This is a genomic window from Phycobacter azelaicus (assembly GCF_014884385.1).
Classification (GTDB): Bacteria; Pseudomonadota; Alphaproteobacteria; order Rhodobacterales; family Rhodobacteraceae; genus Phycobacter; species Phycobacter azelaicus.
Genome location: NZ_WKFH01000003.1, coordinates 801562 through 824298, shown reverse-complemented (window position 1 = coordinate 824298; position 22737 = coordinate 801562). Strand labels below are relative to the sequence as shown.

21 protein-coding genes are annotated in these 22737 nt (G+C 62.8%); 4 read left to right on the top strand and 17 right to left on the bottom strand.

What is annotated here, in order from left to right; genetic code table 11:
* Window positions 1–2: 2 nt before the first annotated feature.
* The 3 genes from INS80_RS05065 to INS80_RS05055 are packed head-to-tail and all read right to left on the bottom strand — an operon-like array spanning window position 3 to window position 4689.
* The gene (locus INS80_RS05065) at window positions 3–2789 is read right to left on the bottom strand and encodes a DUF4159 domain-containing protein (protein WP_192964588.1); all 2787 of its coding nucleotides are present in this window, start codon (window positions 2787–2789) and stop codon (window positions 3–5) included.
* On the bottom strand, window positions 2786–3685 hold the full coding sequence (locus tag INS80_RS05060) for a DUF58 domain-containing protein (protein WP_439650929.1): 900 nt from the start codon (window positions 3683–3685) through the stop codon (window positions 2786–2788). Before INS80_RS05060 ends, INS80_RS05065 begins: the two co-directional genes overlap by 4 nt.
* Window positions 3682–4689, bottom strand: coding sequence for an AAA family ATPase (locus tag INS80_RS05055; RefSeq protein ID WP_192964587.1), 1008 nt, complete (start codon window positions 4687–4689; stop codon window positions 3682–3684). The genes INS80_RS05060 and INS80_RS05055 overlap by 4 nt, the downstream gene beginning before the upstream one ends.
* Before the next feature lie 64 nt (window positions 4690–4753).
* Here INS80_RS05055 and INS80_RS05050 point away from each other — a divergent pair, with 64 nt between their 5' ends.
* From INS80_RS05050 to INS80_RS05035, 4 genes are all read left to right on the top strand, one after another.
* A complete protein-coding gene (locus INS80_RS05050; protein WP_192964586.1) occupies window positions 4754–5332 on the top strand; it encodes a DUF1285 domain-containing protein in 579 nt (192 codons plus the stop codon).
* 173 nt (window positions 5333–5505) lie between these two features.
* The gene (locus INS80_RS05045) at window positions 5506–6258 is read left to right on the top strand and encodes a hydroxypyruvate isomerase family protein (protein WP_192964585.1); all 753 of its coding nucleotides are present in this window, start codon (window positions 5506–5508) and stop codon (window positions 6256–6258) included.
* A gap of 102 nt (window positions 6259–6360) precedes the next feature.
* Complete coding sequence (locus tag INS80_RS05040) at window positions 6361–6591, top strand: DUF2798 domain-containing protein (protein WP_192964584.1); 231 nt, start codon at window positions 6361–6363, stop codon at window positions 6589–6591.
* 81 nt (window positions 6592–6672) lie between these two features.
* Window positions 6673–7683 carry an aminoglycoside phosphotransferase family protein gene (locus tag INS80_RS05035; RefSeq protein ID WP_192964583.1) on the top strand — a complete coding sequence of 337 codons (1011 nt, stop codon included), beginning with the start codon at window positions 6673–6675 and terminating at the stop codon, window positions 7681–7683.
* Window positions 7684–7687: 4 nt separating this feature from the next.
* On the opposite strand, the gene INS80_RS05030 is transcribed toward INS80_RS05035, so the two are convergent.
* The 14 genes from INS80_RS05030 to ureE form a co-directional block, all read right to left on the bottom strand.
* Window positions 7688–8446 (bottom strand): ABC transporter ATP-binding protein, encoded by a 759-nt coding sequence (locus tag INS80_RS05030; protein ID WP_192964582.1) that lies wholly within the window; start codon window positions 8444–8446, stop codon window positions 7688–7690.
* Window positions 8443–9489, bottom strand: a complete 1047-nt coding sequence (locus INS80_RS05025; protein ID WP_192964581.1) for a FecCD family ABC transporter permease — start codon at window positions 9487–9489, stop codon at window positions 8443–8445. The genes INS80_RS05030 and INS80_RS05025 overlap by 4 nt, the downstream gene beginning before the upstream one ends.
* A 20-nt stretch (window positions 9490–9509) precedes the next feature.
* Window positions 9510–10625 carry an ABC transporter substrate-binding protein gene (locus INS80_RS05020; protein ID WP_369411369.1) on the bottom strand — a complete coding sequence of 372 codons (1116 nt, stop codon included), beginning with the start codon at window positions 10623–10625 and terminating at the stop codon, window positions 9510–9512.
* Window positions 10626–10816: 191 nt separating this feature from the next.
* On the bottom strand, window positions 10817–11185 hold the full coding sequence (locus INS80_RS05015) for a hypothetical protein (RefSeq protein WP_192964579.1): 369 nt from the start codon (window positions 11183–11185) through the stop codon (window positions 10817–10819).
* Between the two features lie 270 nt (window positions 11186–11455).
* Window positions 11456–12145, bottom strand: coding sequence for a FadR/GntR family transcriptional regulator (locus tag INS80_RS05010; RefSeq protein WP_192964578.1), 690 nt, complete (start codon window positions 12143–12145; stop codon window positions 11456–11458).
* 6 nt (window positions 12146–12151) lie between these two features.
* Entirely contained in the window at window positions 12152–12976 is an 825-nt protein-coding gene (locus INS80_RS05005; protein WP_192964577.1) for a sulfite exporter TauE/SafE family protein, read from the bottom strand.
* A 36-nt stretch (window positions 12977–13012) separates the two neighbouring features.
* Entirely contained in the window at window positions 13013–14803 is a 1791-nt protein-coding gene (locus INS80_RS05000; RefSeq protein WP_192964576.1) for a gamma-glutamyltransferase family protein, read from the bottom strand.
* A 109-nt stretch (window positions 14804–14912) separates the two neighbouring features.
* Window positions 14913–15563 carry a bifunctional 4-hydroxy-2-oxoglutarate aldolase/2-dehydro-3-deoxy-phosphogluconate aldolase gene (gene eda / locus INS80_RS04995; protein WP_192964575.1) on the bottom strand — a complete coding sequence of 217 codons (651 nt, stop codon included), beginning with the start codon at window positions 15561–15563 and terminating at the stop codon, window positions 14913–14915.
* Window positions 15564–15568: 5 nt separating this feature from the next.
* The gene (edd, locus tag INS80_RS04990; protein ID WP_192964574.1) at window positions 15569–17377 is read right to left on the bottom strand and encodes a phosphogluconate dehydratase; all 1809 of its coding nucleotides are present in this window, start codon (window positions 17375–17377) and stop codon (window positions 15569–15571) included.
* Between the two features lie 76 nt (window positions 17378–17453).
* Entirely contained in the window at window positions 17454–18902 is a 1449-nt protein-coding gene (gene zwf / locus INS80_RS04985) for a glucose-6-phosphate dehydrogenase (protein ID WP_192964573.1), read from the bottom strand.
* Window positions 18903–18938: 36 nt separating this feature from the next.
* On the bottom strand, window positions 18939–20555 hold the full coding sequence (gene pgi / locus INS80_RS04980; protein ID WP_192964572.1) for a glucose-6-phosphate isomerase: 1617 nt from the start codon (window positions 20553–20555) through the stop codon (window positions 18939–18941).
* Window positions 20556–20904: 349 nt separating this feature from the next.
* Window positions 20905–21546, bottom strand: a complete 642-nt coding sequence (gene ureG, locus INS80_RS04975) for an urease accessory protein UreG (protein WP_192964571.1) — start codon at window positions 21544–21546, stop codon at window positions 20905–20907.
* Window positions 21543–22190, bottom strand: a complete 648-nt coding sequence (locus INS80_RS04970) for an urease accessory protein UreF (protein ID WP_192964570.1) — start codon at window positions 22188–22190, stop codon at window positions 21543–21545. The genes ureG and INS80_RS04970 overlap by 4 nt, the downstream gene beginning before the upstream one ends.
* Complete coding sequence (gene ureE / locus INS80_RS04965) at window positions 22180–22716, bottom strand: urease accessory protein UreE (RefSeq protein WP_192964569.1); 537 nt, start codon at window positions 22714–22716, stop codon at window positions 22180–22182. Before ureE ends, INS80_RS04970 begins: the two co-directional genes overlap by 11 nt.
* Between the last annotated feature and the right edge of the window lie 21 nt (window positions 22717–22737).

The following is a 22737-nucleotide window of genomic DNA, read 5'->3' as shown; positions in this document are numbered from 1 at the left end:
CTCTATTGTCCCAGCCGCTCAAGCAGGGCCGGTACATGGACCTGATCGGATTTGTAGTTCCCGGTCAGCACATGCATCACCAGATTGACCCCGAAACGCCGTGAGAGTTCCCTTTGCCGCTCACCGGCAAAGCCGCGACCGACCGGCAGCAAGGGGCGGCCGTTTTGATCCACCGCCCAGGCCGAAGCCCAGTCATTGCCGCCGATCACCACCGGCGTCACCCCGTCATTGAGGTTGCGGAACGGGATGCCCTCGGTCTGTTCTGCATCAGGCGGGGCCGCTTCTACCCAAAGGGGGCCACGGGGATGGCGGCCAGGAAAGTCCTGCAGCAGGTAGAAGGTACGCGTCAGAACATGGTCCGATGGCAGGGGCTCCAGCGGTGGGATATCCAGCGCGAGAGCCAGTTGCTGCAACCTGCGGGCTTGCGGGCTGGTGGCCCCAACTGCGGCGACATCCGCATCGCGGGTGTCGAACAGGATCATGCCACCACTGCGCAAATATGTGTTGAGTCGGTCATAGGCGGCTGGCGACGGCATCTTCTGGTTTGCGGTTACAGGCCAGTAGAGCAGTGGGAAAAATGCCAGCTCATCGCGTTCAAGGTCCACACCCACCGGGTCCGAGGGTTCAATTGAAGTGCGGAAAAACAGTGTGTCCGACAGGCCCTGCAGACCGGCGCGCGCGATACGGTCAACCTCTGCATCGCCTGTCAAAACATGAGCTAGTGTCAGCTCAGCCGCCATCGCAACAGGGTCTTTCGATCCTTCGCTTTGGGCAAGGGCGTTATCAGGTGATAGGGCAACACAGGCGAGCATCAGCCCCGAGATGAGCGGTACCGCTGCCGCGCTGCGCCTCAGGTTGGCAAGCTGCCCCGACACAATCAGCGTGGCGATCACATCCAGTGCCAGCAAGACAAGTGCCAGTCCCAAAAGGACTCCGCCCAGGGGTTGCTCCTGCGGCAGACTGTAGCCCAGCAGCTTCACCGATCCCGGCCAGCTGGCGCTGTTCAGCGTGTCTTCCGGCCGCAGAACATTTCGGGCCAAGGTCTGGCTACCGCTGTCATAAAGACCGGGACGCATGAGGGGCCCGGAAGGCGCCGTGATCAGATCCGGGCCCTGAACGCCGGGCAGGGTGCCGGCATCAATCGCGCGGCCAAAGCCGTCGATCACCGATACCGGTCGCCAGACCGTTCCTTCAAGACTGGCCGCTTCGGGCGTGCCCACCGACGAGGACACCGCGAGCCGCTCCAGCATCTGCACAAAAAGGCCGGAGAGCGGCAGACTGCTCCATTCCGCATTCGCGGTTACATGGAAGAGCACAACCTGCCCCTGCCCCAACGGTTTACGGGTAACCAGCGGCGTGCCATCGGCCAGTGCAGCGATGGAGCGTGCGGCAAGGGTCGGATCGGGCTGCGCCACGACCTGTGCGGTGACCGTGACTTCATCCGGCGCGACCAGCCCGGCAAATGGAGTGCCTTCGCCAAACGGTGCGAGTGTTTTTGGCTCGCCCCAGCTCATGGCGCCGCCGATGCTGCGCCCGCCAAGGCGCAGGCGCACAGGCATTAGCGGCTCTTCCTCACTGCGGGCGGTGTCGCTTGCCGCAAGGCGCGGCCCGGCAAAACGCACCAATAGGCCACCCGCTTCGACCCATTCGATCATCGCGTCTTCCTGTGCGGGGGGCAGGCGGGCGACATCGGCAAGGACGACGACATCCGGGTTTGCGGGCAGAATATCACTGAGAGCGCCTTCCAAGAGATCGGCTGACGGCAATAGCGCCTGGCGCAAATAGTGCAGCGGCGACAGCAAAGCGAGGCCCTCATCCTCGCTTTCGGAGGCGATGAGAGCGACCTCGCGGCGGCGCAACCCGTCGTCAGCCAGGGCCACGGCGCCAGCGCTGCGCAGGCCGGTGAGTTCGAACCGGGTGATGCGTGCGCGCAGCTCGGAGGGAAGGGACAGACGCACGGTGGCTCGGCTTTCGCCATCCTCGAACCGTAGCGTTGCCTCTACCAGACTGCGCAGGGTGCCGCCCGGATCGCGGCCACGGGCCTGTAGCGTCAGTTCTTCTGCGGCGCCCGGCAGGCTGCGTTCGGCGGTCAGCTCCAGCGCACCATCCGCGATGGCCGGTGGGGCAAGGGCATAAACAGGGCCGGGGTGCTCATAGACCGTGAGGGGGCCGCGTGCCTCTAGCGCGGCGATTACCTGATCGCGGCCGGGGTAATCCAGCGCATCGCTGAACCAGAGCGTCTCAAAGCTTTCCGATGCCGTTTCAATATGTGCAAGAGTCTGCTCCACCTGAGCGGCAGAGGGTTGCCAGGGCTGGGGGTCGAGGCCCGGCAATTGCTGTAACCAGTCGCCGGCGGCGCGGAATTGCAGCTCGTCCGGGTCGGTCAACCTCAGCAGGGCCACCGGGCGTCCGGCCCGCCCGGCATCTTCAAGGCGCATGGAGATCTGATCGCGCGTGAGCTCCCAGCCATCGGCGCCCGCCCAGGTCGCATCCAGCACGACCAGCACCGGTCCGCTGCCGGATTGACGGCTTTCGGGGTTCAGGACTGGACCAGCAAGACCAATGATTGCGGCAGCCAGTGCCAGCATGCGCAGCAGCAAAAGCCACCAGGGCGTGCGGTCAGAGAGGCTCTCGTCATCGCTAAGGCCCAAGAGCAGTGTCACCGCCGGAAAGGGCTGCCGCCGGGGCGCTGGCGGCACCGCGCGCAACAGGATCCAAAGGATCGGCAGGGCCAGCAGGCCAAGCAGAAGCCAAGGGTAGGCAAATCCGATACCGGCGATCAGGGTCATGCGGGGGACCTTTCCAGCGCGTGATAGAGCCACATCAGTGCCGATTGGGCAGAATCGCCCGTGTGATGCAGCCCCAGTCGCCAGCCTGCGCTGCGGCAGAGGTTTTCCAGCGCATCGCGCCGCTCCGCCAGCCGGTCAAGGTAGCGATCCTTGAGGGCCGAGGCTTTTAGCGTTTCATGCATCAGACCGCCGCTGATGCTGTGAAACCGGGTGCGGCCCGAGAAGGGAAAGCTCTCCTCGCTGGGGTCGAGCACCTGCAGCAAGACGCCACGCACGCCGCGGTCAGCGGCCTTGGTCAGTGCCAGTTGTAACTCGTCATAGGGGCCAAGGAAGTCCGAGACAAACAGGGCGCGGGCATGGGGCGCCATGGCGCGGTGTTCAGGCGGCGCGTAGTCGGCCTCATCCTCGGCGCTCAGCGCCTCGGCGAGCCGCAGAACCTGTGCCTTGCCGCTACGGGGCGGCAGCTTGCCACCGGTGAGGCCCACCCGTTCCCCGCCGCGGAGCATCAGCACTGAGGTCGCCAGCGCCAGAAGGCGGGCGCGGTCGATCTTTAGCGGCAGGTCGGGGGAAGAGGAAAACCGCATAGAGGCGCCAAGATCCGTCCACAGGTGCACGGTCTGGGCGATCTGCCATTCCCGTTCACGGACAAACTGGACATCGCCGCGCGCCGAGCGGCGGTGGTCGATCATGCGGCGGCTGTCACCTTGCTGCAGGGGGCGGTATTGCCAGAAATCATCACCCGTCCCGGCGCGCCTGCGCCCGTGCTCCCCAAGCAGGACCGAGCCTGCCAGCATCTGTGCCTGCACCAAAAGGGGCGGTAGCGCGCTGGCCTCGGCCTCGGACCTGTGGCGTAGGTCGGCTGCGCCTTCGGCAGGAGAGGGGGCGGGCTGGTTCACGCGGCGGCCCCTGTGCGGGCGAGGCTTGCAGCGGTCTCATCAATCAATTCGGCGAGGCTTTCGCCGCGGGCGCGGGCCGCAAAATTCAGCTGCATACGGTGGGTCAGCACCGGGCGTGCCATCTCGATCACGTCCTCGACGCTGGGCGCAAGGCGCGCCTGCAACAGCGCGCGGGCGCGCACCGCCAGCATCAGCGCCTGTGCGGCGCGTGGACCCGGTCCCCAGGCCACTGTCTGGGCGATGCGATCAGAGACACCCGGCTCATCCGGGCGGAAGGCGCGCACCAGATCGAGGATCATCTCGACTACGGATTCCCCAACCGGCATGCGGCGCAGCAGGGTCTGTGCGGCGATCAGCTCATCGGCGGTAAAGACCTGATGGGCCTCGGCCTCTGCGACACCGGTGGTCGCCAAAAGGATATCGCGCTCGGTGCCGCGGTCGGGATAATGTACGTCGATCTGGAACAGGAAACGGTCCAGCTGTGCCTCGGGCAGTGGGTAGGTGCCTTCCTGCTCGATTGGGTTCTGGGTGGCGAGAACATGAAAGGGCGCACCGAGAGGCCGGTCTTCGCCCGCGACGGTGACAGTGCGCTCCTGCATCGCTTGTAGCAGCGCCGATTGTGTGCGTGGGCTGGCGCGGTTGATTTCATCCGCCATCAGAAGCTGGCAAAAGATCGGCCCAGGCACGAAGCGGAAAGCGCGGGTGCCATCGGCAGCCTTGTCGAGGACTTCGGAGCCCAGGATATCGGCCGGCATCAGGTCAGGGGTGAACTGGATGCGGTTGCCATCCAGCCCCATCACGGTCGAAAGGGTCTCAACCAGCCGCGTCTTGCCAAGGCCCGGCAAGCCGACCAGAAGCCCGTGTCCACCGCAAAGCAGGGTGGCAAGGGTCAGGTCCACGACCCGCTCCTGTCCGATAAAACGGCGGGTGATCGAATCGCGCGCCAGTTGCAGCTTGGTTTCGAGCGCCTCGATCTCGGCCAGCAGATCATCGGGTTCGGACATGACTTTCCTTTCACAGCGCATATATGTGAGTAGTGTATAGCGCCCAGCGGAAATGGCAAAAACAATGAGTGGACAAAACATCGTGACACCGACGGCCGAAGGGCTTGCTGCATCGGCTCAAGCAGCCCGAAAAGGCGGTGGATTGCCGCCTATTCATCTGTGGAACCCACCTTTCTGTGGCGATCTGGACATGCGCATCGCCCGTGACGGCACGTGGTTCTACCTCGGCACTCCCATCGGCCGGTTTGAGCTGGTGCGGCTTTTTTCATCAATCCTGAAGCGGGAGGGCGACAAATACTTCCTTGTGACCCCAGTTGAAAAGGTTGGCATCACTGTCGACGATGCGCCGTTTGTTGCGGTGGATTTCGAAGCTGCCGGGGCAGGTACGGATCAGATCCTGACCTTCTCTACCCATGTGGGGGATACGGCAGTGGCTGGGTCTGATCATCCTATTCGCGTTGTTCGTGATCCCGAAACGGGAGAGCCGTCCCCTTACGTCATGATCCGCGACGGTCTTGAGGCGCTGATTGACCGCAAGAGCTTTTATCGCCTGGTAGAGCTGGGCGCCCATCACGAGGGCTGGTTTGGGGTTTGGTCCTCGGGCCAGTTCTTTGCGATCATCCTTTCAGCCGACCTGGAATAGGTCTGAGCCACAGGGCGGCGGACCGGAGCTCGCCGCGCAAAAGGCGGCTATGGCAAAAAAGCGTCGGAACCGTGGCGATTGTGTGGCGGTTGCTTTCAATGCGGCATGTTCCTTCCCTTGGCGCTGAGAGGTCAAGGCGATAGACCTGCGCGTAAAACGACAGGACCCACCCAATGCCACGCTTTGCTGCCAATATTTCACTTCTGTTTGCTGAACTGCCTTATCTGGAGCGCTTTTCGGCTGCGGCGAAGGCGGGGTTCGAGGCGGTTGAGATCCTGTTTCCCTATGAACTGGCGGCAAAGGAAACCCAGCGGGCGCTTGTGTCCAATGGGCTGGAGCTTTTGCTGATGAATGCGCCGCCGCCGAACTACACCGGCGGCATGCCCGGCTACGCAGCGCTTCCGGGGGGGACGGACCGGTTCCAGCGGGATATCCGCCGGGTGTTGCGCTACGCCGATATCCTGCGCCCTGGCGCCATTCACATCATGGCCGGCTATGCCTCAGGGGATCTGGCAAAACAGACGTTCATTCAGAACCTGCAATGGGCCGCTGACCGGGCGCCCTCGCAGCAGTTCACCATCGAGCCGCTGAACACGGGCGATCAGCCGGATTACTTCCTCAACGACTATAACCTTGCCGCCGAAGTGCTAGAGGCCGTGGACCGCCCGAATGTGGGTTTGCAATACGATGCCTATCACGCTCAGCTGATTCATGGCGATGCGCTCAAGGTCTGGGAGAATTTCTCGGAAAAGGTCGTGCACGTCCAGATCGGAGCAGCCCCCAGCCGCTGTGAACCGGGAACGGGTCCGGTTGATTTTGAGGAACTTTTCGCCGCCATTGACGACAGCGGCTATGAAGGATGGGTCAGTGCCGAATACACGCCGTCCACCCTGCGTACCGAAGACAGTCTGGGCTGGATGGTCTGACACTTTCGCACAGGGAGTTGTGCTGTCGTGAAGCCGCAAACGGCTGGCATTCCTGCGTCGTGTATCACATACATACTGCTGAATGTGATCAAGGAGTCGCCCATGCTGCCTGCTCGTTTCGCCCCTGTCCTGTTTGGTTTCCTGTTGTCCGGGATCATGTCCTGCATCGTGACTTTTGTTGCGGCCCTCAAGAATATTGGCTTCACGGCGCAGACCGTGGACGCTTGGCTCAGCGCGTGGTTGTTCGGATGGCCGGTTGCCTTTTGCGTGGTGCTGGTCGTGGCACCGCTGGTGCGCGGATTTGTGAACCGGCTTGTGAAACAGGGCTCATGACCCTTCAGGTCCTCTGGACGAGAGCCGCAAAATCCTGCAGGTCGGAAGGTATCTCAGAACCTTGACACAAAGCGCTCAGCCATGACTGCCTGCACCTCTTCTGACTTGGTTGCCTTCCTCGTCGCCTGTGGCGAGCCGGACGTATCCCTTGCGCCCCTGCCTGGGGATGCCTCTGCGCGGCGGTACTATCGGCTTGAGGGGCGCGGCAAGATGCTGATGGAGGATCGCGTTGATCCGGATGGCTTTGCCGGGTTCATTTGGATTGCACGCCATCTTGCGGCCCTTGGCCTTAGTGCACCGCAGGTCCATTGTGCTGATGCTGAAAGCGGCCTTGCCCTGATCGAGGATTTCGGCACCCGCACCTACAGCGTGCAACTGGCCGCAGGACGGGACGAAGCGGAGCTTTATGCGCTGGCCGTCGACGCTCTGTTGCACCTGCATCATCACCCGCAAGCGGGCGCTGTGGATGTGCCGGACTACGATCTGGCGACGCTCCTCGATGAGCTGTCGATTTTCACGCAGTGGTTCGCGCCAGCTCTGCGCCCGGATGTTGATGTGGCAGCCTTCGATGCGGCCTTTCGTGCGCTGTGGCAGGCTCCGCTTGCCGGTCTGAACAAAGGGCCGAGTACGTTGGTTTTGCGGGATTTCCACGTTGACAACCTGATGGAGCTTGAGGGGCGCGAGGGGGTGCGCCGCTGTGGCCTCTTGGATTTTCAGGACGGGGTGATTGGCCTGCCAGAGTATGATCTGGTGTCCCTTTTGCAGGATGCCCGCCGCGATCTGGCGCCGGGATTGGAGCAGGCGATGCTGGAACGCTACATCGCGTCGGCGCCCAAAGGTGCCGGTGGGGAAACCGAGATCCTGCATCGTTATCATCTTTTGGGTGCGCAGCGTCACACGCGGATTGCAGGGGTCTTTCTGCGCCTGAACCTGCGCGATGACAAATCCGGTTACCTGCGTTTTTTGCCGCGCGTGCTGCGCCAGATGGAGGAGGCGCTACAGGCCGCCGGATTGACCGAGATCACAGAGTTCCTCGACCGCGAGCTGCCCGGATGGCGGCAGGCAGGCCCGACGCTGATCGGTACAGCCTGAACCGTCAGACAGGTCTGATCGGGCGGATGCGCAGATCACCCTGCGCGTTTGTCGAAACCTCCGCATGAACGCCATAGAGCGCCGCAAGACGCTCTGGAGTCAGCACCTCTACGCAAGAACCTTCGGCAGCAACACGCCCGCCAGAGAGGCAGATCACGTGCTGGGCAAACTGCGCCACGAGGTTAAGATCATGAAGCGCGATCACCGCGATCATGTTCTGACGGCGAACGGTTTCCTGAACGGCGTCCAGAACGACAAGTTGATGTCGCATGTCGAGCGCAGCGGTGGGTTCATCCAGAAGCAGCACCTCGGGGCGGCGGAACATGGCTTGCGCAAGGAACACCATCTGTCGCTGCCCGCCGCTGATCTGATCCAGCGCGCGGTCTGCCAGATGGGCGATGCCGAAGCGGGCCAGCGTGGCTTCAACCTCGTCCTGCAAGGCTTGCGGCACGGAGAGGCCAAGGCTGCGCATACGGCCCAAGAGAACCACTTCGAACACGCTGATACTGCTTTGCGCGCCGCTGTCCTGCGGCATATAGGCAAAGACTTCTCGCCGCTTGGGCGCATTCTGAACATCGCCGTTCAGGGTGACGGTTCCGGTGGCAGGCAAAAGACCGGAAATTGCCTTGAGCAGGGTCGATTTTCCGGTGCCGTTGGGGCCGATCAGGGCAGTGATCTGCCCCGTTTCAATCCGGGCGCTAACATCGGTCAGGATCGGTTTGCGCCCGTGGCTGGCATAAAGGGATTGGATCGAAAGGCTCACCAGCTTTTCCTCTTGCCGCGCAGGATCAGGATGAACAGGAAGGGCACGCCAAAGACTGCCGTGACGATGCCGATCGGGATGACGTGACCGGGTGAGATTAGCTTGGACAGGACCGAGGCCGCGACCATGACAAAGGCGCCGGTCAGGGCGGCCATGGGCAGAAGGAAGCGCTGATCCTCCCCCACCAGCATGCGGGCAATATGGGGCGCGACAAGGCCGACAAAGCCGATGGTGCCGACGAAACAGATCGCGCCTGCGGTCAACAGGGCGGTGAGGGTGAAGACCCGGATCCTGAGCCTGCCCACATCGACGCCAACAGCGGCGGCGCGCTCGTCCCCCATGCGCAGGGCGGTGAGGCGCCAGAGGTCCGGGATCAGGGCAAGGACACAAAGCGCGGTCAGGCCCGTGCTGATCGGCAGGTTGGTCCAGCTTGCCTTCAGGAGCGAGCCGAACAGCCAGAAGACGATGGCCTGAAGCACTTCGGGCTCCGCCATGTATTGCAGCATGGATTGCAGCGACTGGAACAGGAACAGCGTTGCAATCCCAGCCAGCACCATGATCTCTGAACTCATCCCCCGCACGCGGGAAAACCCGTAAACGAGTGCGGAGGCACAGGCGGAGGCCACGAAGGCGGCAAAGGGCACGGTGAACAGGCCGAGGATCGGTAGGGTGATCCCGGTGAGCAGAGCGAGCGACGCTCCGAAACCGGCGGCGGCCGATAGACCCAGCGTATAGGGGCTGGCCAAGGGGTTGCCGAGGATTGTCTGCATGGCAACGCCCGCAACGCTCAGCGCGACACCGATGGTGACGGCCATCAGGGTCATGGGCAGGCGGATAGACCAGACGATAACCACATTGGTGGCATCCGCCGAGCCAGGAAGGAAAAGGGAGTGCAGAACATCCGTCAGACCCAGCATCGCCGGGCCGGTGAGGATATCGAGCACTATTGCCAGACCCAGGGCGAGTGCCCCTAGGGTCAGCCATAAGACACGCCGCGCAATGATGCGGGCATAGAGAGGGGCGGCGTAAACCGCCCCGTCCATAGTGGTTTCAGGTACAGAGGTCATCCGTTTGCGGGATCCGGCAGCCGGGTCATATAGGTGCCCTTGAACTGGATCGGCATGTATTTGGCAAAGAAAGCCTCAAGGTTAGCCTCCGGGTCCACATCTGCGAAAAGCTCAGGATGCAAGGCCTTCGCGAGATACTGCAGGAAGACATAGTCATAGAGCGTGCGCGCACCGCCGTGGTAGATGGCATGGATATTGCCGTCCTGCACGGCAGATAGACCGCCCCAACCTGCCCGGTGGGTATAGGGCTGCATCCGGTCATGCGAGAGGGAGGAATCGATGCCCGGCCCCATGATCACGGCCTTGTCGCGGCCCAACCAGCCGGATCCGGCGAGGAAGATCACCTCGGGGTTTTGCGCCAGCACATACTCGGGACTGAGCGGGCCCCATTTCTCGATCTCGGTGGCGGCGATGTTCGTGCCGCCCGCGGTTTCGATCAGGCGGCCCCACATGGTGTTGCCATAGGAGTTGTCCACCTCATCGGCCCCCTTGCGGGCCAGTTCGACATAGACCTTGGGACGCGCGGTGACGCCTTCCAGGCGCTTGGTCACGTCTTCGACAGCGGCCTTATAGGACATGGCCAGTTCGCTTGCGCGGTCCTCTGCGCCCAGGATCTGACCCAGCGCCAGGGTGGAGGCGACATGTTTTTCAACGGTCTGCGCATTGAAATCCAGCACCACCACCGGGATACCGGCGGCTTCGAGCCGCTGAACCCCATCGCCAAGGGCGTTGTACTGCCAGCCCGCCAGGATTGCGACCTGAGGCTTGGCGGCCAGTGCGGCTTCTAGCGAGAAGGTACCACTGTCCACTTCTCCCACATCGGCAATGGTGTCGATACGCGGAACGGCCTTTACATAGGCCTTCCATTGCAGGCCGCGCCAGCCTTCCCAGGGGCTGCGGGAAATGGCTACCACGCGGTCATAGGCATCCTCGCCACCAACGGCGAAGAAGTCTTCAAAATAAAAGCCAAGCAGGATGCGGTCAGGGTTTGCGGGCACTTCGACCTCACGGTCGTAGGCGTCCTTGATGGTGATGGTCTCGGCCGCTGCGGGCGAGATGAGAGCGACTGCCAGCAGGATGCCGGACAAGAGGCGTGCAAAAGCGTTCAGCACGGGAGGTTCTCCAGAGTTTGTGGGTGGACGCGTGCGGGCACAGGGTGCCGACACGGAAAAGGGCATTAGCCGCAGGCAACGGGCACTGATCGATGCAATGCAACGAATTCGCCGCGCCGGGGCACAGATTTCGGGGGAGGGCATGGAGGAGGCAGCGCAGGGCTGCCGACCGTCAGGTCAAACCCGCCGGATCAGGCTGTGGGCGGTGCACGTGGTCCATGGGAGGTTCGCGCGTGTACATGCGGTAGAACGGCCGTTTCGGCGACCCGCTCCGGCAGGGCGACATATTCCAACTTGCGGTAAAAGCACAAAGGCTCGGGCAGCGTTGCCGCATCGACCAGCCGACACAGCGGGCAGGAGTCTGCGTTCGCTTTTCCGCTATCGCTGAATTCGCCGCAGAAATCCGCCGCTGCTTCGCCGTAGATCGCAAGGATCTCGGGGCTTACGGGGGCGTCCTTGGTCGTCACGCGCTGATGCCCAAATCCGACCGTCACCATGGTTATGGTGAAGACCAGTGCCGTCAAAAGGCGCAGGCAAAAACGTGTAGACAGGCGGCTCATGGCTTTTCGATAGCGCAAGTTCACGGCGATGTGAAAGGAAAAACGATTGTCATGTCACGTGTTGGCATCCGCGGATCGGTTTGAAAACCGAAAGCCCCGGTGCGCGGCAATTCGTTTATTAAGTATTTGATAATTATGTTTAAAATGATTTTTGCCTTGGTTCGACGCCTTGCGCTGATTCGTGCGAGTTGTCAGTAGGTCGTGGAAAGACGCCCCACCTGAGACAATTTGCCTGCCGCCGCCTTGCGTGTTCTGTGCAGGCCTTTTGTTTTAGCCTTGATCGGCGCGCGCCAGTGTTCTGGCGACCGTGCGCAGATGGTCTCTCATTGCGATTTCGGCCCCTGCAGCGTCATGGTTGATGATCGCAGTGGCGAGTGTCTGGTGCTGGCGGGCTAGCAGGGCAAAGACGTCATCCGAATAGGTCTCGGCCCGTTTGCGGGTCCAGTTGGCCTCACGCCGGACACTGCGGATCTCTTCATACATCGCGAGGTACAGGGCATTGTGGGCCATCTCGGCGATCTTGTAGTGAAAGATGTCATCTACCGCGTCATAGGCTGCCTGATCCTCTGCCGTCTGGCTGGCTTCTGCAATCTGGCTGAACTGCTCGCGCTCCTGCGCGTTGGCGCGGGTTGCGGCGAGCGCCGCCAGTGTCGGCTCCAGCCCGAGGCGGACCTCAATCACTTCGGCCGGGGTAATGCGGCGGGCAAGGGGCTTCAGGCGCGCCGCGTCGGTCGCCGGGGGCGGCAGGGCGAAGGTGCCCTGACCCCGGCGGCGGAAGATCGTGCCATCGGCGGCCAGCAGATCCAGAACCCGGCGCAGGCGGGTACGGCTCACGCCCTCCGCTTTTGCCAAATCGCGCTCAGGGGGCAGGCGACCATCCCGGTTCAGCAGATCGCCTGCAGCAATCTGCTGACGCAGGCGGTCTGCGATTTCTTCGTCGCTTGAGGTTGTAGCGGTCATAATGCCTTATCCGAAGAACAGATCCTTGAACATTCGGGCCGAGGTTATCAGTAGAAACAGACCGAACGACAGGCGCAGCGCGCGGCGCGGGATGCTGTGGGCCAGCTTCACTCCCACCCGCGCAAATGTGGTGCTGAGCGGGATGATCACGGCGGCCAGGAAGAGGTTCACATACCCAAGAGAGAAAGGTGGCAGACCTTCGGCGCCAAATCCCGTCGCCATGTAGATCAACGCGCCGGGGACACCGATGATGAAACCGATGGCAGCCGACGTGCCCACCGCCTTGCGGATGTCATAGCCGAGGAAGTTTAGCATCGGCACGCAGACGGTGCCGCCACCGATGCCCATCATGGCCGAAACTGATCCCGCAACCACGCCAAGCCCCGCCCAGACGGGTTTGGAAAAACTGCGGGGATTATCGCTGTCCTGTGCCTTGCGCAGGATCATGTCGAGCGCGACGAGGACGGCAACCGTGGCAAAGACGGCGATCAGAACCTGCCCCGAGACAACCCCGCCGAGGATACCGCCGATTACCACACCCACCAGGATCGACGGCGCCCAGAGTTTGAGCAGATCCATGTCGATGGCGCCCTTCTTGTAGTGGCCATAGCCCGAGGACAGCGAGGTAAAGACGATGGTGGATAGGGATGTACCCACCGCGACCTGCATCGTCAGCGCGGGCTCCATACCGGTGAAGGACAGGGCAAAGTAGAGCGCCGGCACGATGACAATGCCGCCGCCGACGCCCAGAAGACCGGCAAGGATGCCGCCGACGATGCCCGAACCTGCGGCGACGGCGGCCAGGGTCAGAAGCGTGTTCATATCAAGCATGGTGTATTCCCTTGTGGGGCTGTGTGAGGTGGTGGCCTAGCGGCCGATTGCATAGGCCTGCATCAGGCGCGGCGTGGCTGCGGCCTGCAGCGTGCCATCCGCATGGCGCAGGGCGGCTGTCAGGCGGCCGACGGTCCAGGGGTCGGCCACGGTCACGATATGGCCACGGGCGCGCAGGGCGGCGATAGTGGCGGCTTCATAGCTGGCCTCGATCATCATCTCGCCGGGACGCGCCTCGCGCGGGAAGAAGCTGCCCTGAAAATGCATGGTGTGAAACAAAGGCGCATCCAGTCCCTGTTGCAGGTCGAACCCATGGTGGACGAAGCGCAGGAACCAGATCAGCTGCCACTGGTCCTGCTGGTCCCCTCCCGGTGTGCCAAAGACCAGCCGCTGCCCGTCTTTTTCGGCAAGGCTCGGCGTCAGGGTGGTCCGCGGACGGCGCCCCGGCGCGAGCGAGGTGGGCAGGCCCTCCTCCAGCCAGAACATCTGCGCGCGCGAATTGAGCGGAAAGCCAAGCCCGGGAATGACCGGATTGGACTGTAGCCAGCCGCCCGAGGGTGTGGCCGAAACCATATTGCCCCAGCGGTCGATGATGTCGAGATGGACTGTATCGCCACGTTTCTCGGTCAGGTGGGCCATGGTGGGTTCCTGCGGGGCGGCATCCGCAACGCCAAAATCGCGGGACGCGCGCTCTATATAGGCGTCGGCCAGATTTTCGAACCCTGGCACCCGGCCCGGACGCTGCTCCAACGAGGCCTCACGCGTGATCAGCTTTGCGCGCTCTGCGTTGTAGCCATCCGACAGCAGTACCTCCATCGGCACCTCGCTGTGCGCGGGATCCCCGTAATAGGCCTCGCGGTCGGCATAGGCGAGCTTCATGGCTTCGATCACCGTGTGAGTGAACTCGTCCCCAAGGGGATCCATCGCGCCCAGGTCGAAATGTTTCAGGATCGCCAGCCCCTGCAGCAGCACCGGCCCCTGCGACCAGGCGTGGGTCTTGTGCACGGTCCAGCCGTGATAGTCGTAGGTCAGCGTTGGCTCATAGCCTGCGCGCCAGCCCGCCATGTCGGCGGGGGCCAGAACCGCGCGGTTTTTCTGCTCGGAGCCATCATGCACGCAGGCGTCCGACAGGTAGTCAAAGACCGCATCGGCCACGAAACCTTCGGCCCAAGCGGTGCGCGCGGCATCGATCTGTGTTGTGCGGTCTTCGCCTGCAGCCTCACCTACTTCCACAAGGCGCTGATAGGTGGCGGCAAGGTCGGGGTTGCGGAACATTGCGTTTGCTTCGGGGGCCGCGCCGCCCGGTGTCCAGACCTGGGCAGAGGAGGGCCATTCGCGGGCGAAATATTCAGCCAGATCCGCGATGGTATTGGCCACACGCGGCAGTACCGGGTGGCCGTCGCGGGCATAGTCGATGGCGGGGCTCATCACCTCGCGCAGGGACAGGCTGCCATGATCGCGCAGCATCAGCATCCAGCCATCAAAAGCGCCGGGCACCACAGTGGAGAGCAGCCCCGAGCCGGGGATCAGCGACAGGCCTTGCGCCTTGTAGTGTTCGATGGTGGCGCCCGCCGGGGCCGGACCTTGCGCGGCAAGAACCTCGGTCTTGCCTGTGCGGACGGAATGGAAGATCGCCGGAAGATCGCCCGCAGGGCCGTTCAGATGCGGCTCAACCACCTGCAGGACCAGACCCGTCGCCACGGCAGCATCAAAGGCATTGCCGCCCTTTTCCAGAATGCCAAAGCCCACGGCCGAGGCGATCCAATGGGTCGAGGTGGCGACCCCAAAACTGCCGCGGATCTCGGGGCGGGTGGTAAAGGACTGCATGGCTGTCTCTACTGATGTGGGTGCAGCCAGATTAGCTGCAACCAATTTTGAATTGGTCGAGATACTTCGTGGAAGCGGCGTGTTCTGTCAACCCGCCATCTGTAGCGTCTCAGCCTGCTGCCAGCGCCCGCGCCGCTTTGGCCAGTTTGGTAATCCCATCCCAATCGCCTGCCGCCACCAGATCCGCCGGGGCGACCCAGCTGCCGCCTGCACAGACCACATTGGGCAGCGACAGGTAGGTCTTGGCGTTCTCTGGGCTGATTCCGCCCGTGGGGCAGAATGAGATCTGCGGCAGGGGCGCGCCGATGGCCTTGAGCGCCGGTGCGCCGCCCGAGGCCTCGGCCGGGAAGAATTTCAGCATGTCATAGCCGCGCTCCAGCAGGCGCATGGCCTCGGAAGCTGTGGCCGCGCCGGGGAGCATCGGCAGGCCTGCGGCCTCGCAGGTATCCAAAAGTCTGTCGGTGGCACCGGGAGAGACACCAAACTGCGCGCCTGCTTCGACGGCTGCGGCCACATCCTCAGGCGTCACCAGTGTGCCAGCACCGACGACGCCACCGCGCACCGAGGCCATTTCACGGATCACATCAAGGGCTGCGGGGGTGCGAAGCGTTACCTCCAGCGCGGGTAGACCGCCTGCCACCAATGCCTCGGCCAGGGGGCGGGCATGGGCGATATCATGTACCACAAGTACCGGCACAATGGGTGCCATCTGGCAGATCTCGAGGGTGCGGGCGCTGGCGTTTTTGGGGGTGATGCTCATGGGGGTCAATCTCCGAATACGCTGGCGCCGGTATCGGCAGAGGTGACGGCGCGTCGGAACAGCGAGAACAGCTCGCGCCCTGTGCCATGCTGATAGGTCGAGAGGTCGGCAGTGGCAGGCTCCCTCTCTAGCGCGCCGGGGCTCAGCACATCGAGCGTGCCGCTCGTGGCATCCAGCCGCAGCATGTCACCATCGCGGATGCGGGCGATTGGGCCGCCGTCCAGCGCCTCGGGGACCACGTGGATGGCGGCGGGCACCTTGCCCGAGGCCCCCGACATGCGCCCATCAGTCACCAGCGCCACTTTGTGCCCCTTGCCCTGCAGAATGCCCAGCATGGGCGTCAGGCTGTGCAGTTCCGGCATGCCGTTCGCCTTAGGCCCTTGAAAGCGCACCACAAGGATCACATCGCCGGTGAACTCGCCTGCCTTGAAGGCGGCTTTGGCCTCGTCCTGATCGTGAAAGACACGGGCTGGGGCCTCGATCACGTGGTGCTCCTCGGCGACGGCGGAGACCTTGATCACTGCTGTGCCAAGGCTGCCAGTCAGACGCTTGAGCCCGCCGGTTTTCTGGAAAGGTTCCGCAGCGGGGCGCAAAACGCCCTCGTTCAGCGATTTGGTGGTGCCGGGGCGGAAGGTAAGGTCTTCGTCGGTCAGGAAGGGTTCCTTTGTGTAGTGTTCTAGCCCGGTGCCCGCGACGGTCTTGGTGTCGGGATGCAGGAAGCCGGCATTCAATAGCTCCCCGATCATATAGCCAAGTCCGCCTGCGGCATGGAAATGGTTCACATCCGCGAGGCCATTGGGATAGACCCGCGCCAGAAGCGGCACCACATCCGACAGATCCGCGAAATCCTGCCAATCGAGGATCACGCCCCCGGCGCGCGCCATTGCGATGAGGTGGATCAACAGGTTGGTCGACCCACCGGTGGCCATCAATCCGACGATGCCGTTGGCATAGGCTTTTTCGTCCAGCACATCGCAGACCGGCGTGTAGCTGTCGCCGAGGGCCGAGAGCGAGAGTGCCCGTTTCGCGCCCTCAATGGTCAGTGCCTCGCGCAGGGGCGTGCCGGGATTGACGAAAGAGGCGCCGGGCAGGTGCAGGCCCATGAACTCCATCAACATCTGGTTGGTGTTGGCCGTGCCGTAGAAGGTGCAGGTGCCGGGGCCGTGGTAGGCGGCCATCTCGGCCGCCAGCAGCTCCTCCCGACTTATTTCACCGGCGGCGAACTTCTGGCGGATCTTGGCCTTTTCATCGTTTGCCAGCCCGCTGGTCATCGGCCCCGCCGGCAGGAAGACGGCGGGCAGATGGCCAAAGGTCTGCGCGCCAATGACGAGTCCTGGTACGATCTTGTCGCAGACGCCCAAAAAGACCGCCGCGTCAAACACGTTGTGGCTGAGCGCAACCCCGGTCGCCATCGCGATGGTGTCGCGGGAAAACAGGCTTAGCTCCATGCCGGCCTCACCCTGGGTGACGCCGTCACACATGGCAGGCACCCCCCCCGCAACCTGCGCCGTGCCGCCCGCGGCGCGCACGGCATCGCGGATCAGGGTGGGGTAGGTTTCGAACGGCTGATGCGCCGAGAGCATGTCGTTATAGGCGGTGACTATGCCCAGATGCCCTGCGCTGCCGGTGGCAAGCGTGCCCTGATCGGCGCCGGTCGCGGCATAGGCATGGGCCTGACCCGAGCAGGACAGGTGCGCCCGTGCCGGGCCCTGGCTTTTGGCCGCCCGCATGCGGTCCAGATAGGCGCTGCGGGTCTCGGCGCTGCGGGTGATGATCCGTTCGGTGACCTCTTTGAGTGTCTTGTTCAAGCTCATGTGAGATGCCTTTCGGGTGTCTGGCGCGGGCTGGCTGGGGCAGGCGGAATGGGGCGGGTGAGGCGTGGGATGAGGGTCAGTCTCCGATACCGCGCCATCGGCGCCCGTCGCGGTGCATCAGGAGCAGCGAATCCTCGGGGCCGGATCCGCCGCGGTCATAGCGTTGTGGCTCGGTACCTGCCTCGGTCCAGCCAGCGATGATGGGGTCAGCCCAGGCCCATGCGGCCTCGACCTCGTCGCCGCGCATGAACAGGGTTTGATTGCCCCGGATCACATCCATGATCAGCCGCTCATAGGCGTCTTGGGGGCGGCCTGCGTCGGGCAGGGATTCGGCAAAGGTCATATCAAGGTTCGCGCCCGTCAGACGCATGCCGCCGGGGCCGGGATCCTTGATCGTGGTGCGCAGCGTGATGCCCTCATCGGGTTGCAGGCGGATCACAAGTACATTGCCATGTACCCCGTCTGCGCCTTCAAAGATGTTGTGCGGTGGGTCACGGAAATAGACCGCGATTTCGGACACGCGCTCGCGCAGGCATTTGCCGGTGCGCAGGTAAAACGGCGTGCCGGCCCAACGCCAGTTCGCCACCTGCACCTTCATCGCGACAAAGCTTTCGGTGGTGCTGTCAGGGTTGCCCGCATGGTCACGGTAGCTGTCACCGTTCTTGCCGCGATACTGGCCGCGGGCAATGTCGTCGGGGGCGACGGGATTGAGCGCCTCGATCACCTTGACCTTTTCGTCGCGTACCGCGTTTGGCGTGAAACGGGCAGGCGGCTCCATCGCGGTGAGGCACAGAAGCTGCATCAGGTGGTTCTGCACCATGTCCCGCATGGCACCCGATTTGTCGTAATACTCGCCGCGCCCCTCGACTCCGATGCTTTCGGCGACGGTGATCTGAACATGGTCGATATGGGAAGAGTTCCATAAGGGTTCGAACAGGGAATTGGCAAAACGCAGCGCCATCAGGTTCTGTACGGTTTCCTTGCCGAGGTAGTGGTCGATCCGATAGATCTGACCCTCTTGGAAATGCGCCCGCAGCGCTTGGTTCAGCGCCTGCGCCGAGGCCAGATCGTGGCCAAAGGGTTTTTCCAGCACGATGCGGCTGTCGGGCGTGGCGATACCACTGGCGCTCAGCTGGTCCGCGATATCAGTGAACAGGTTGGGGCCGACCGAGAGGTAAAATGCACGGATTACGTCTTCGCGCAGATGCTGACCGAGTTCGTCCCAGCCAGTGTCGCCGCGCGCGTCCACCGGCACATAGTCGAGTAGCTCTGCAAAGGCGGCGATATCCGCCTCGGTGGTTTCCCCCGGCTGACCGAACTCACGGATGGCATCGGCCGTCATGTTGCGAAAGCCTTGCCGGTCAAGGTCCGCGCGCGAGGTGCCAATGATGCGCGTTTGCGCATCGAACTGGCCGATCTGGAAGCGGTGAAACAGACTTGGCAGGATCTTGCGGCGGGCCAGATCGCCGGTGGCGCCGAACAGGACCAGATCGAACGGGTCTACGGGGATAACGCGGGAAACCATGTGACTGCCTGTTCCTTCGTTCGGGCCGGTTCTCTATCAGCCCGTCTTGCGGGTAAGTTTCGACAAAAGCCCCCGGGTAGAGCTGTCCTTGCCATCGCTTTCGGCGCCCTCGACCATGGGCAGGAGGCTGAGCGCAAGTTCCTTGCCCAGTTCCACACCCCACTGGTCGAAGGAGTTGATGCCCCAAATCACGCCTTCCGCGAAAACACGGTGTTCATATAGCGCAATAATCTGGCCCAGCACGAAAGGGGTCAGCTTGTCATAGGCGATGGTGACAGAGGGGCGGTTGCCGGGAAAGGTTAGATGCGCCGTCATGCGGTCCAGATCTGCGCCCTCGAAACCGCGCTTTGCAGCGATCGAGCGTGCCTCTTCAGGGCTGCGGCCCCGCATCAACGCCTCGGATTGGGCCAGGCAGTTGGCCACCAGCATGCGATGCTGGTGCGCAAGGTCCGGTTCGTGTCCTTCGGCGCCAATCAGGAACTCGGCTGGAATCACGCGGGTACCCTGGTGAAGCAGTTGATAGAAAGCGTGCTGACCATTGGTTCCCGGCTCCCCCCAGACGATGGGGCCGGAGTCGCGGGTCAGGGACGTTCCTTCCAGCGTGACGCCCTTGCCATTGCTTTCCATGTCAAGCTGCTGAAGGTAGGCGGGCAGTCGGGCAAGGCGCTGTTCGTAAGGCAGCACCGCGCGGCTTTCATAGCTGCAGATATTGTTGTGCCAGATTCCGATCAATCCCAAGAGGACCGGCAGGTTCCGGGCAAAGGGCGCGGTGCGGAAATGGTCATCCATGGCTGCCGCACCGCCGAGGAGGGCGCGAAAGTTCTGAGGCCCCACCGCAATCAGGATCGGAAGTCCAACCGGCCCCCACATGGAATAGCGGCCGCCGACCCAATCGGCGAACCCAAAGACACGCTCGGGCGGGATGCCAAAGGCGGCCGTCTTGTCGAGGGCCGAGGACACTGCCGCAAGATGTCCGCTTGCCTGATCTCCCAACGCCGCGCACAGCCACTTCAGCGCGGTTTCGGCATTGGCCATAGTCTCGGTCGTGGTGAAGGTCTTGGAGGCGATAATCACCAGCGTGGTTTCGGGGTTGAGGCGCCTCAGTGTGTCGGCGATATGGGCGCCATCGACGTTGGAGACGAAATGGCAGCGTGGGCCATCGTGGTAGGGGGCGAGGGCAAGAGTTGCCATGACCGGCCCCAGATCAGAGCCGCCGATCCCGATATTGACCACATCGGTAAAGGCTTGGCCGCCTGCCGTTTGGAACGTACCGCTGCGCAGGGCTCCGGCGAAGTCCTCCATCCGGTGCAGGGTTTCCTGCACGGCGGGTATGATGTCTGTGCCGTCCACGATGATCTTGCGACCTGCGGGTGCGCGCAGGGCGGTGTGTAAAACGGAGCGATCTTCTGTCGAGTTGATCCTATCGCCCGAGAACATCGCATCAATGTGGTCTGATAGTTTGGCGCCTTCGGCCAGTCTGATCAGCAGAGACAGGCTGGTGTCATCCAGCGATGTTTTGGAAAAATCCAACAGCAGCTCGTCGCTACTGGCCGAAAATCGGTCAAACCTGTCCGGTGTCTCGCATAGCGTAATAAGAGGGATTTCAGCGGTAGCCGCCCTCTGCTTTACCAAGTTTTCCCAGATGTCATTCATTCCAAATGATCCTTGCAAATCGTTTGAAGCCTGGTCCGGGAGCCTTGAGGCTTCAGGTCAAAGCAACAAAAGTTAGCGCTAACGCTTTTAGGCGTAAATTGGTTTGCGCACAATAGGCAGTAAAGGGTTTCGGCTGGGTTATCACAATCCGCCGCCTGTGCGTCAATTGCGAAGCTGTGGGCGGCAAAAGAGTATCGGCGCATAGGCTCCCGCCTGCTGCGGGGTATTCCCGGAATACCTCCTCGCAGTTGGGCCCGGCGCCGCGCTTTGCGCGGCGCCGGGCCCAAGACGGAAAGCGCCTTTTCAAAGGCGGTTGAAGGCGTGGGAGCGTTTGTCTGATGCCTTCCACTCATCCGGTTTCTTCAAGAAGCAGCGGAGAGGTGACACCGCCTATTCTGCACAGATGGGAAACGACATCTGGAACACCCTTGCCATGACGCAGGCTGGTGAAAACAAAGGGGAGGGCGCTGCGCATGCGGTGGGCATCTCGCTCCATCACCTCCAGCGAAGCGCCGACATGCGGTGCAAGGTCGGTCTTGTTGATGATCAGCAAATCAGATCGGGTAATAGCCGGGCCGCCCTTCCGAGGGATCTCTTCGCCCGCTGCCACATCTATCACGTAAAGGGTTACATCTGCCAGCTCGGGGCTGAAGGTGGCCGACAGGTTGTCGCCACCGCTTTCGATCAGCACGATCTCGAGATCGGCGTGGCGGGCCTGCATCTCGGCCACGGCTGCCAGGTTGATCGAGGCGTCTTCGCGAATGGCAGTATGGGGACAGCCGCCGGTTTCCACACCGATCACCCGGTCCTGCGGCAGCACCTGCATGCGCATCAGCGCCTCGGCATCTTCCTGGGTGTAAATATCGTTGGTGATCACCCCAATCGAGTGGTGGGGCGACAGCGCGCGCGCCAGTTGCGCCGTAAGGGTGGTCTTGCCGGCGCCGACCGGCCCGCCGATGCCGACTCGCAAAGGTCCGTTGAAACTGCTCATGAGCGGAAGATCCTCGAATACTGGGTTTCATGATGCATCGATGCGATGTCTGAGATAAAGCTTGCCCCGGCCAAAGCACCCAGATCCGTCTGAAGCGCATTCTGCGCGACATCCCGGATCAGGGGCGCCAACTCGGTCAGTACCTGCTGTCCCTCAAGCTGACCCACCGGAGCCAGCCGCTGGGCGGCGGCGACCAAGTTCGACACGAAGGCATGAACATACATTTGCAAGGTCAGATCCAGAGACAGCCCATGCAGCCGCGCCGCGCGGCCCACAGCAACTGGATAGGTGAGATCCGGCAGATCGTCCCCCCAGATGCCACGTGTTGTCTGACAGAAGGCAGCGCCCTGACTCACCGTTTCGGCCAGCCGTTCACGGGAGGGTGCAAAGGCTCGGGCGCGGGCATCCACCTGCACCAAGGCCGCGTCATCCTGCGCCTGATATGCGGCGGCAAGGATGATCGGATCGCTGCGTCCACTGCCATAGAGCAGCAGATCCCCGAGCCAATCCGACAGGGTCTCGGCGTTGGTGATCTGACCCGCGTTGCAGGCGGCCTCAAGCCCATGAGAATAGGCGAAGGCGCCCACCGGGTAGGCCGGAGAAAGCCATTGCATCAACAGGACCGCGCCGGGCTCAATGCTCATGAGAGTGCCCCTTTGCATGATCGTGACTGTGCTCGTGCCCGTGAGTATGCCCGTGATCGTGGGAATGCGTGCGCCCGTGGCCATAGGCGCCACCCTCGGGCGTGAAGGATTCGGTCACTTCCTTCACCGTTGCGCCAAGTTGCATTAGCATTGCGCGGATCACATGGTCGCGCTGGATCAGAAGCCGCTCGGGCGTGATCTGGCAGGGGGTGTGGCGATTGCCGATGTGCCAGGCAAGGCGGACCAGATCTCCCTTCTTTTCTGCTGTGATTTCCAGCAGGTCTTCCGGCGCGGCGACCACGGAAATCTCGCCACCGCCCTCAAGCAGCAGAACACCGCCTTGGTCCAGAGAGGTCGTCTGCGGCAGATCCACCAGAAGACGCGCGCCGCTTTCGGTGGTCAGCACCTTGCGGCGCAGAAATCGCGCGTCATAGTCCAGAACAACCCTGTCCTTGGGCTGTGGCTCATGCGCATGCCCGTGATACTGACGGGCAACCATTGTGTGCAGATGCGTGGGGGCGGTCATGACAGCCCCCCGCGCAGCGAT

Excerpts from the sequence above, each read along its gene's own strand:
- INS80_RS05065 (WP_192964588.1), bottom strand. The coding sequence starts at position 2,789 with ATGACCCTGATCGCCGGTATCGGATTTGCCTACCCTTGGCTTCTGCTT.
- INS80_RS05055 (WP_192964587.1), bottom strand. The coding sequence starts at position 4,689 with ATGTCCGAACCCGATGATCTGCTGGCCGAGATCGAGGCGCTCGAAACC.
- INS80_RS05050 (WP_192964586.1), top strand. The coding sequence starts at position 4,754 with ATGAGTGGACAAAACATCGTGACACCGACGGCCGAAGGGCTTGCTGCA.
- INS80_RS05045 (WP_192964585.1), top strand. The coding sequence starts at position 5,506 with ATGCCACGCTTTGCTGCCAATATTTCACTTCTGTTTGCTGAACTGCCT.
- INS80_RS05040 (WP_192964584.1), top strand. The coding sequence starts at position 6,361 with ATGCTGCCTGCTCGTTTCGCCCCTGTCCTGTTTGGTTTCCTGTTGTCC.
- INS80_RS05035 (WP_192964583.1), top strand. The coding sequence starts at position 6,673 with ATGACTGCCTGCACCTCTTCTGACTTGGTTGCCTTCCTCGTCGCCTGT.
- INS80_RS05025 (WP_192964581.1), bottom strand. The coding sequence starts at position 9,489 with ATGGACGGGGCGGTTTACGCCGCCCCTCTCTATGCCCGCATCATTGCG.
- INS80_RS05015 (WP_192964579.1), bottom strand. The coding sequence starts at position 11,185 with ATGAGCCGCCTGTCTACACGTTTTTGCCTGCGCCTTTTGACGGCACTG.
- INS80_RS05010 (WP_192964578.1), bottom strand. The coding sequence starts at position 12,145 with ATGACCGCTACAACCTCAAGCGACGAAGAAATCGCAGACCGCCTGCGT.
- INS80_RS05005 (WP_192964577.1), bottom strand. The coding sequence starts at position 12,976 with ATGCTTGATATGAACACGCTTCTGACCCTGGCCGCCGTCGCCGCAGGT.
- INS80_RS05000 (WP_192964576.1), bottom strand. The coding sequence starts at position 14,803 with ATGCAGTCCTTTACCACCCGCCCCGAGATCCGCGGCAGTTTTGGGGTC.
- eda (WP_192964575.1), bottom strand. The coding sequence starts at position 15,563 with ATGAGCATCACCCCCAAAAACGCCAGCGCCCGCACCCTCGAGATCTGC.
- edd (WP_192964574.1), bottom strand. The coding sequence starts at position 17,377 with ATGAGCTTGAACAAGACACTCAAAGAGGTCACCGAACGGATCATCACC.
- zwf (WP_192964573.1), bottom strand. The coding sequence starts at position 18,902 with ATGGTTTCCCGCGTTATCCCCGTAGACCCGTTCGATCTGGTCCTGTTC.
- pgi (WP_192964572.1), bottom strand. The coding sequence starts at position 20,555 with ATGAATGACATCTGGGAAAACTTGGTAAAGCAGAGGGCGGCTACCGCT.
- ureG (WP_192964571.1), bottom strand. The coding sequence starts at position 21,546 with ATGAGCAGTTTCAACGGACCTTTGCGAGTCGGCATCGGCGGGCCGGTC.
- INS80_RS04970 (WP_192964570.1), bottom strand. The coding sequence starts at position 22,190 with ATGAGCATTGAGCCCGGCGCGGTCCTGTTGATGCAATGGCTTTCTCCG.
- ureE (WP_192964569.1), bottom strand. The coding sequence starts at position 22,716 with ATGACCGCCCCCACGCATCTGCACACAATGGTTGCCCGTCAGTATCAC.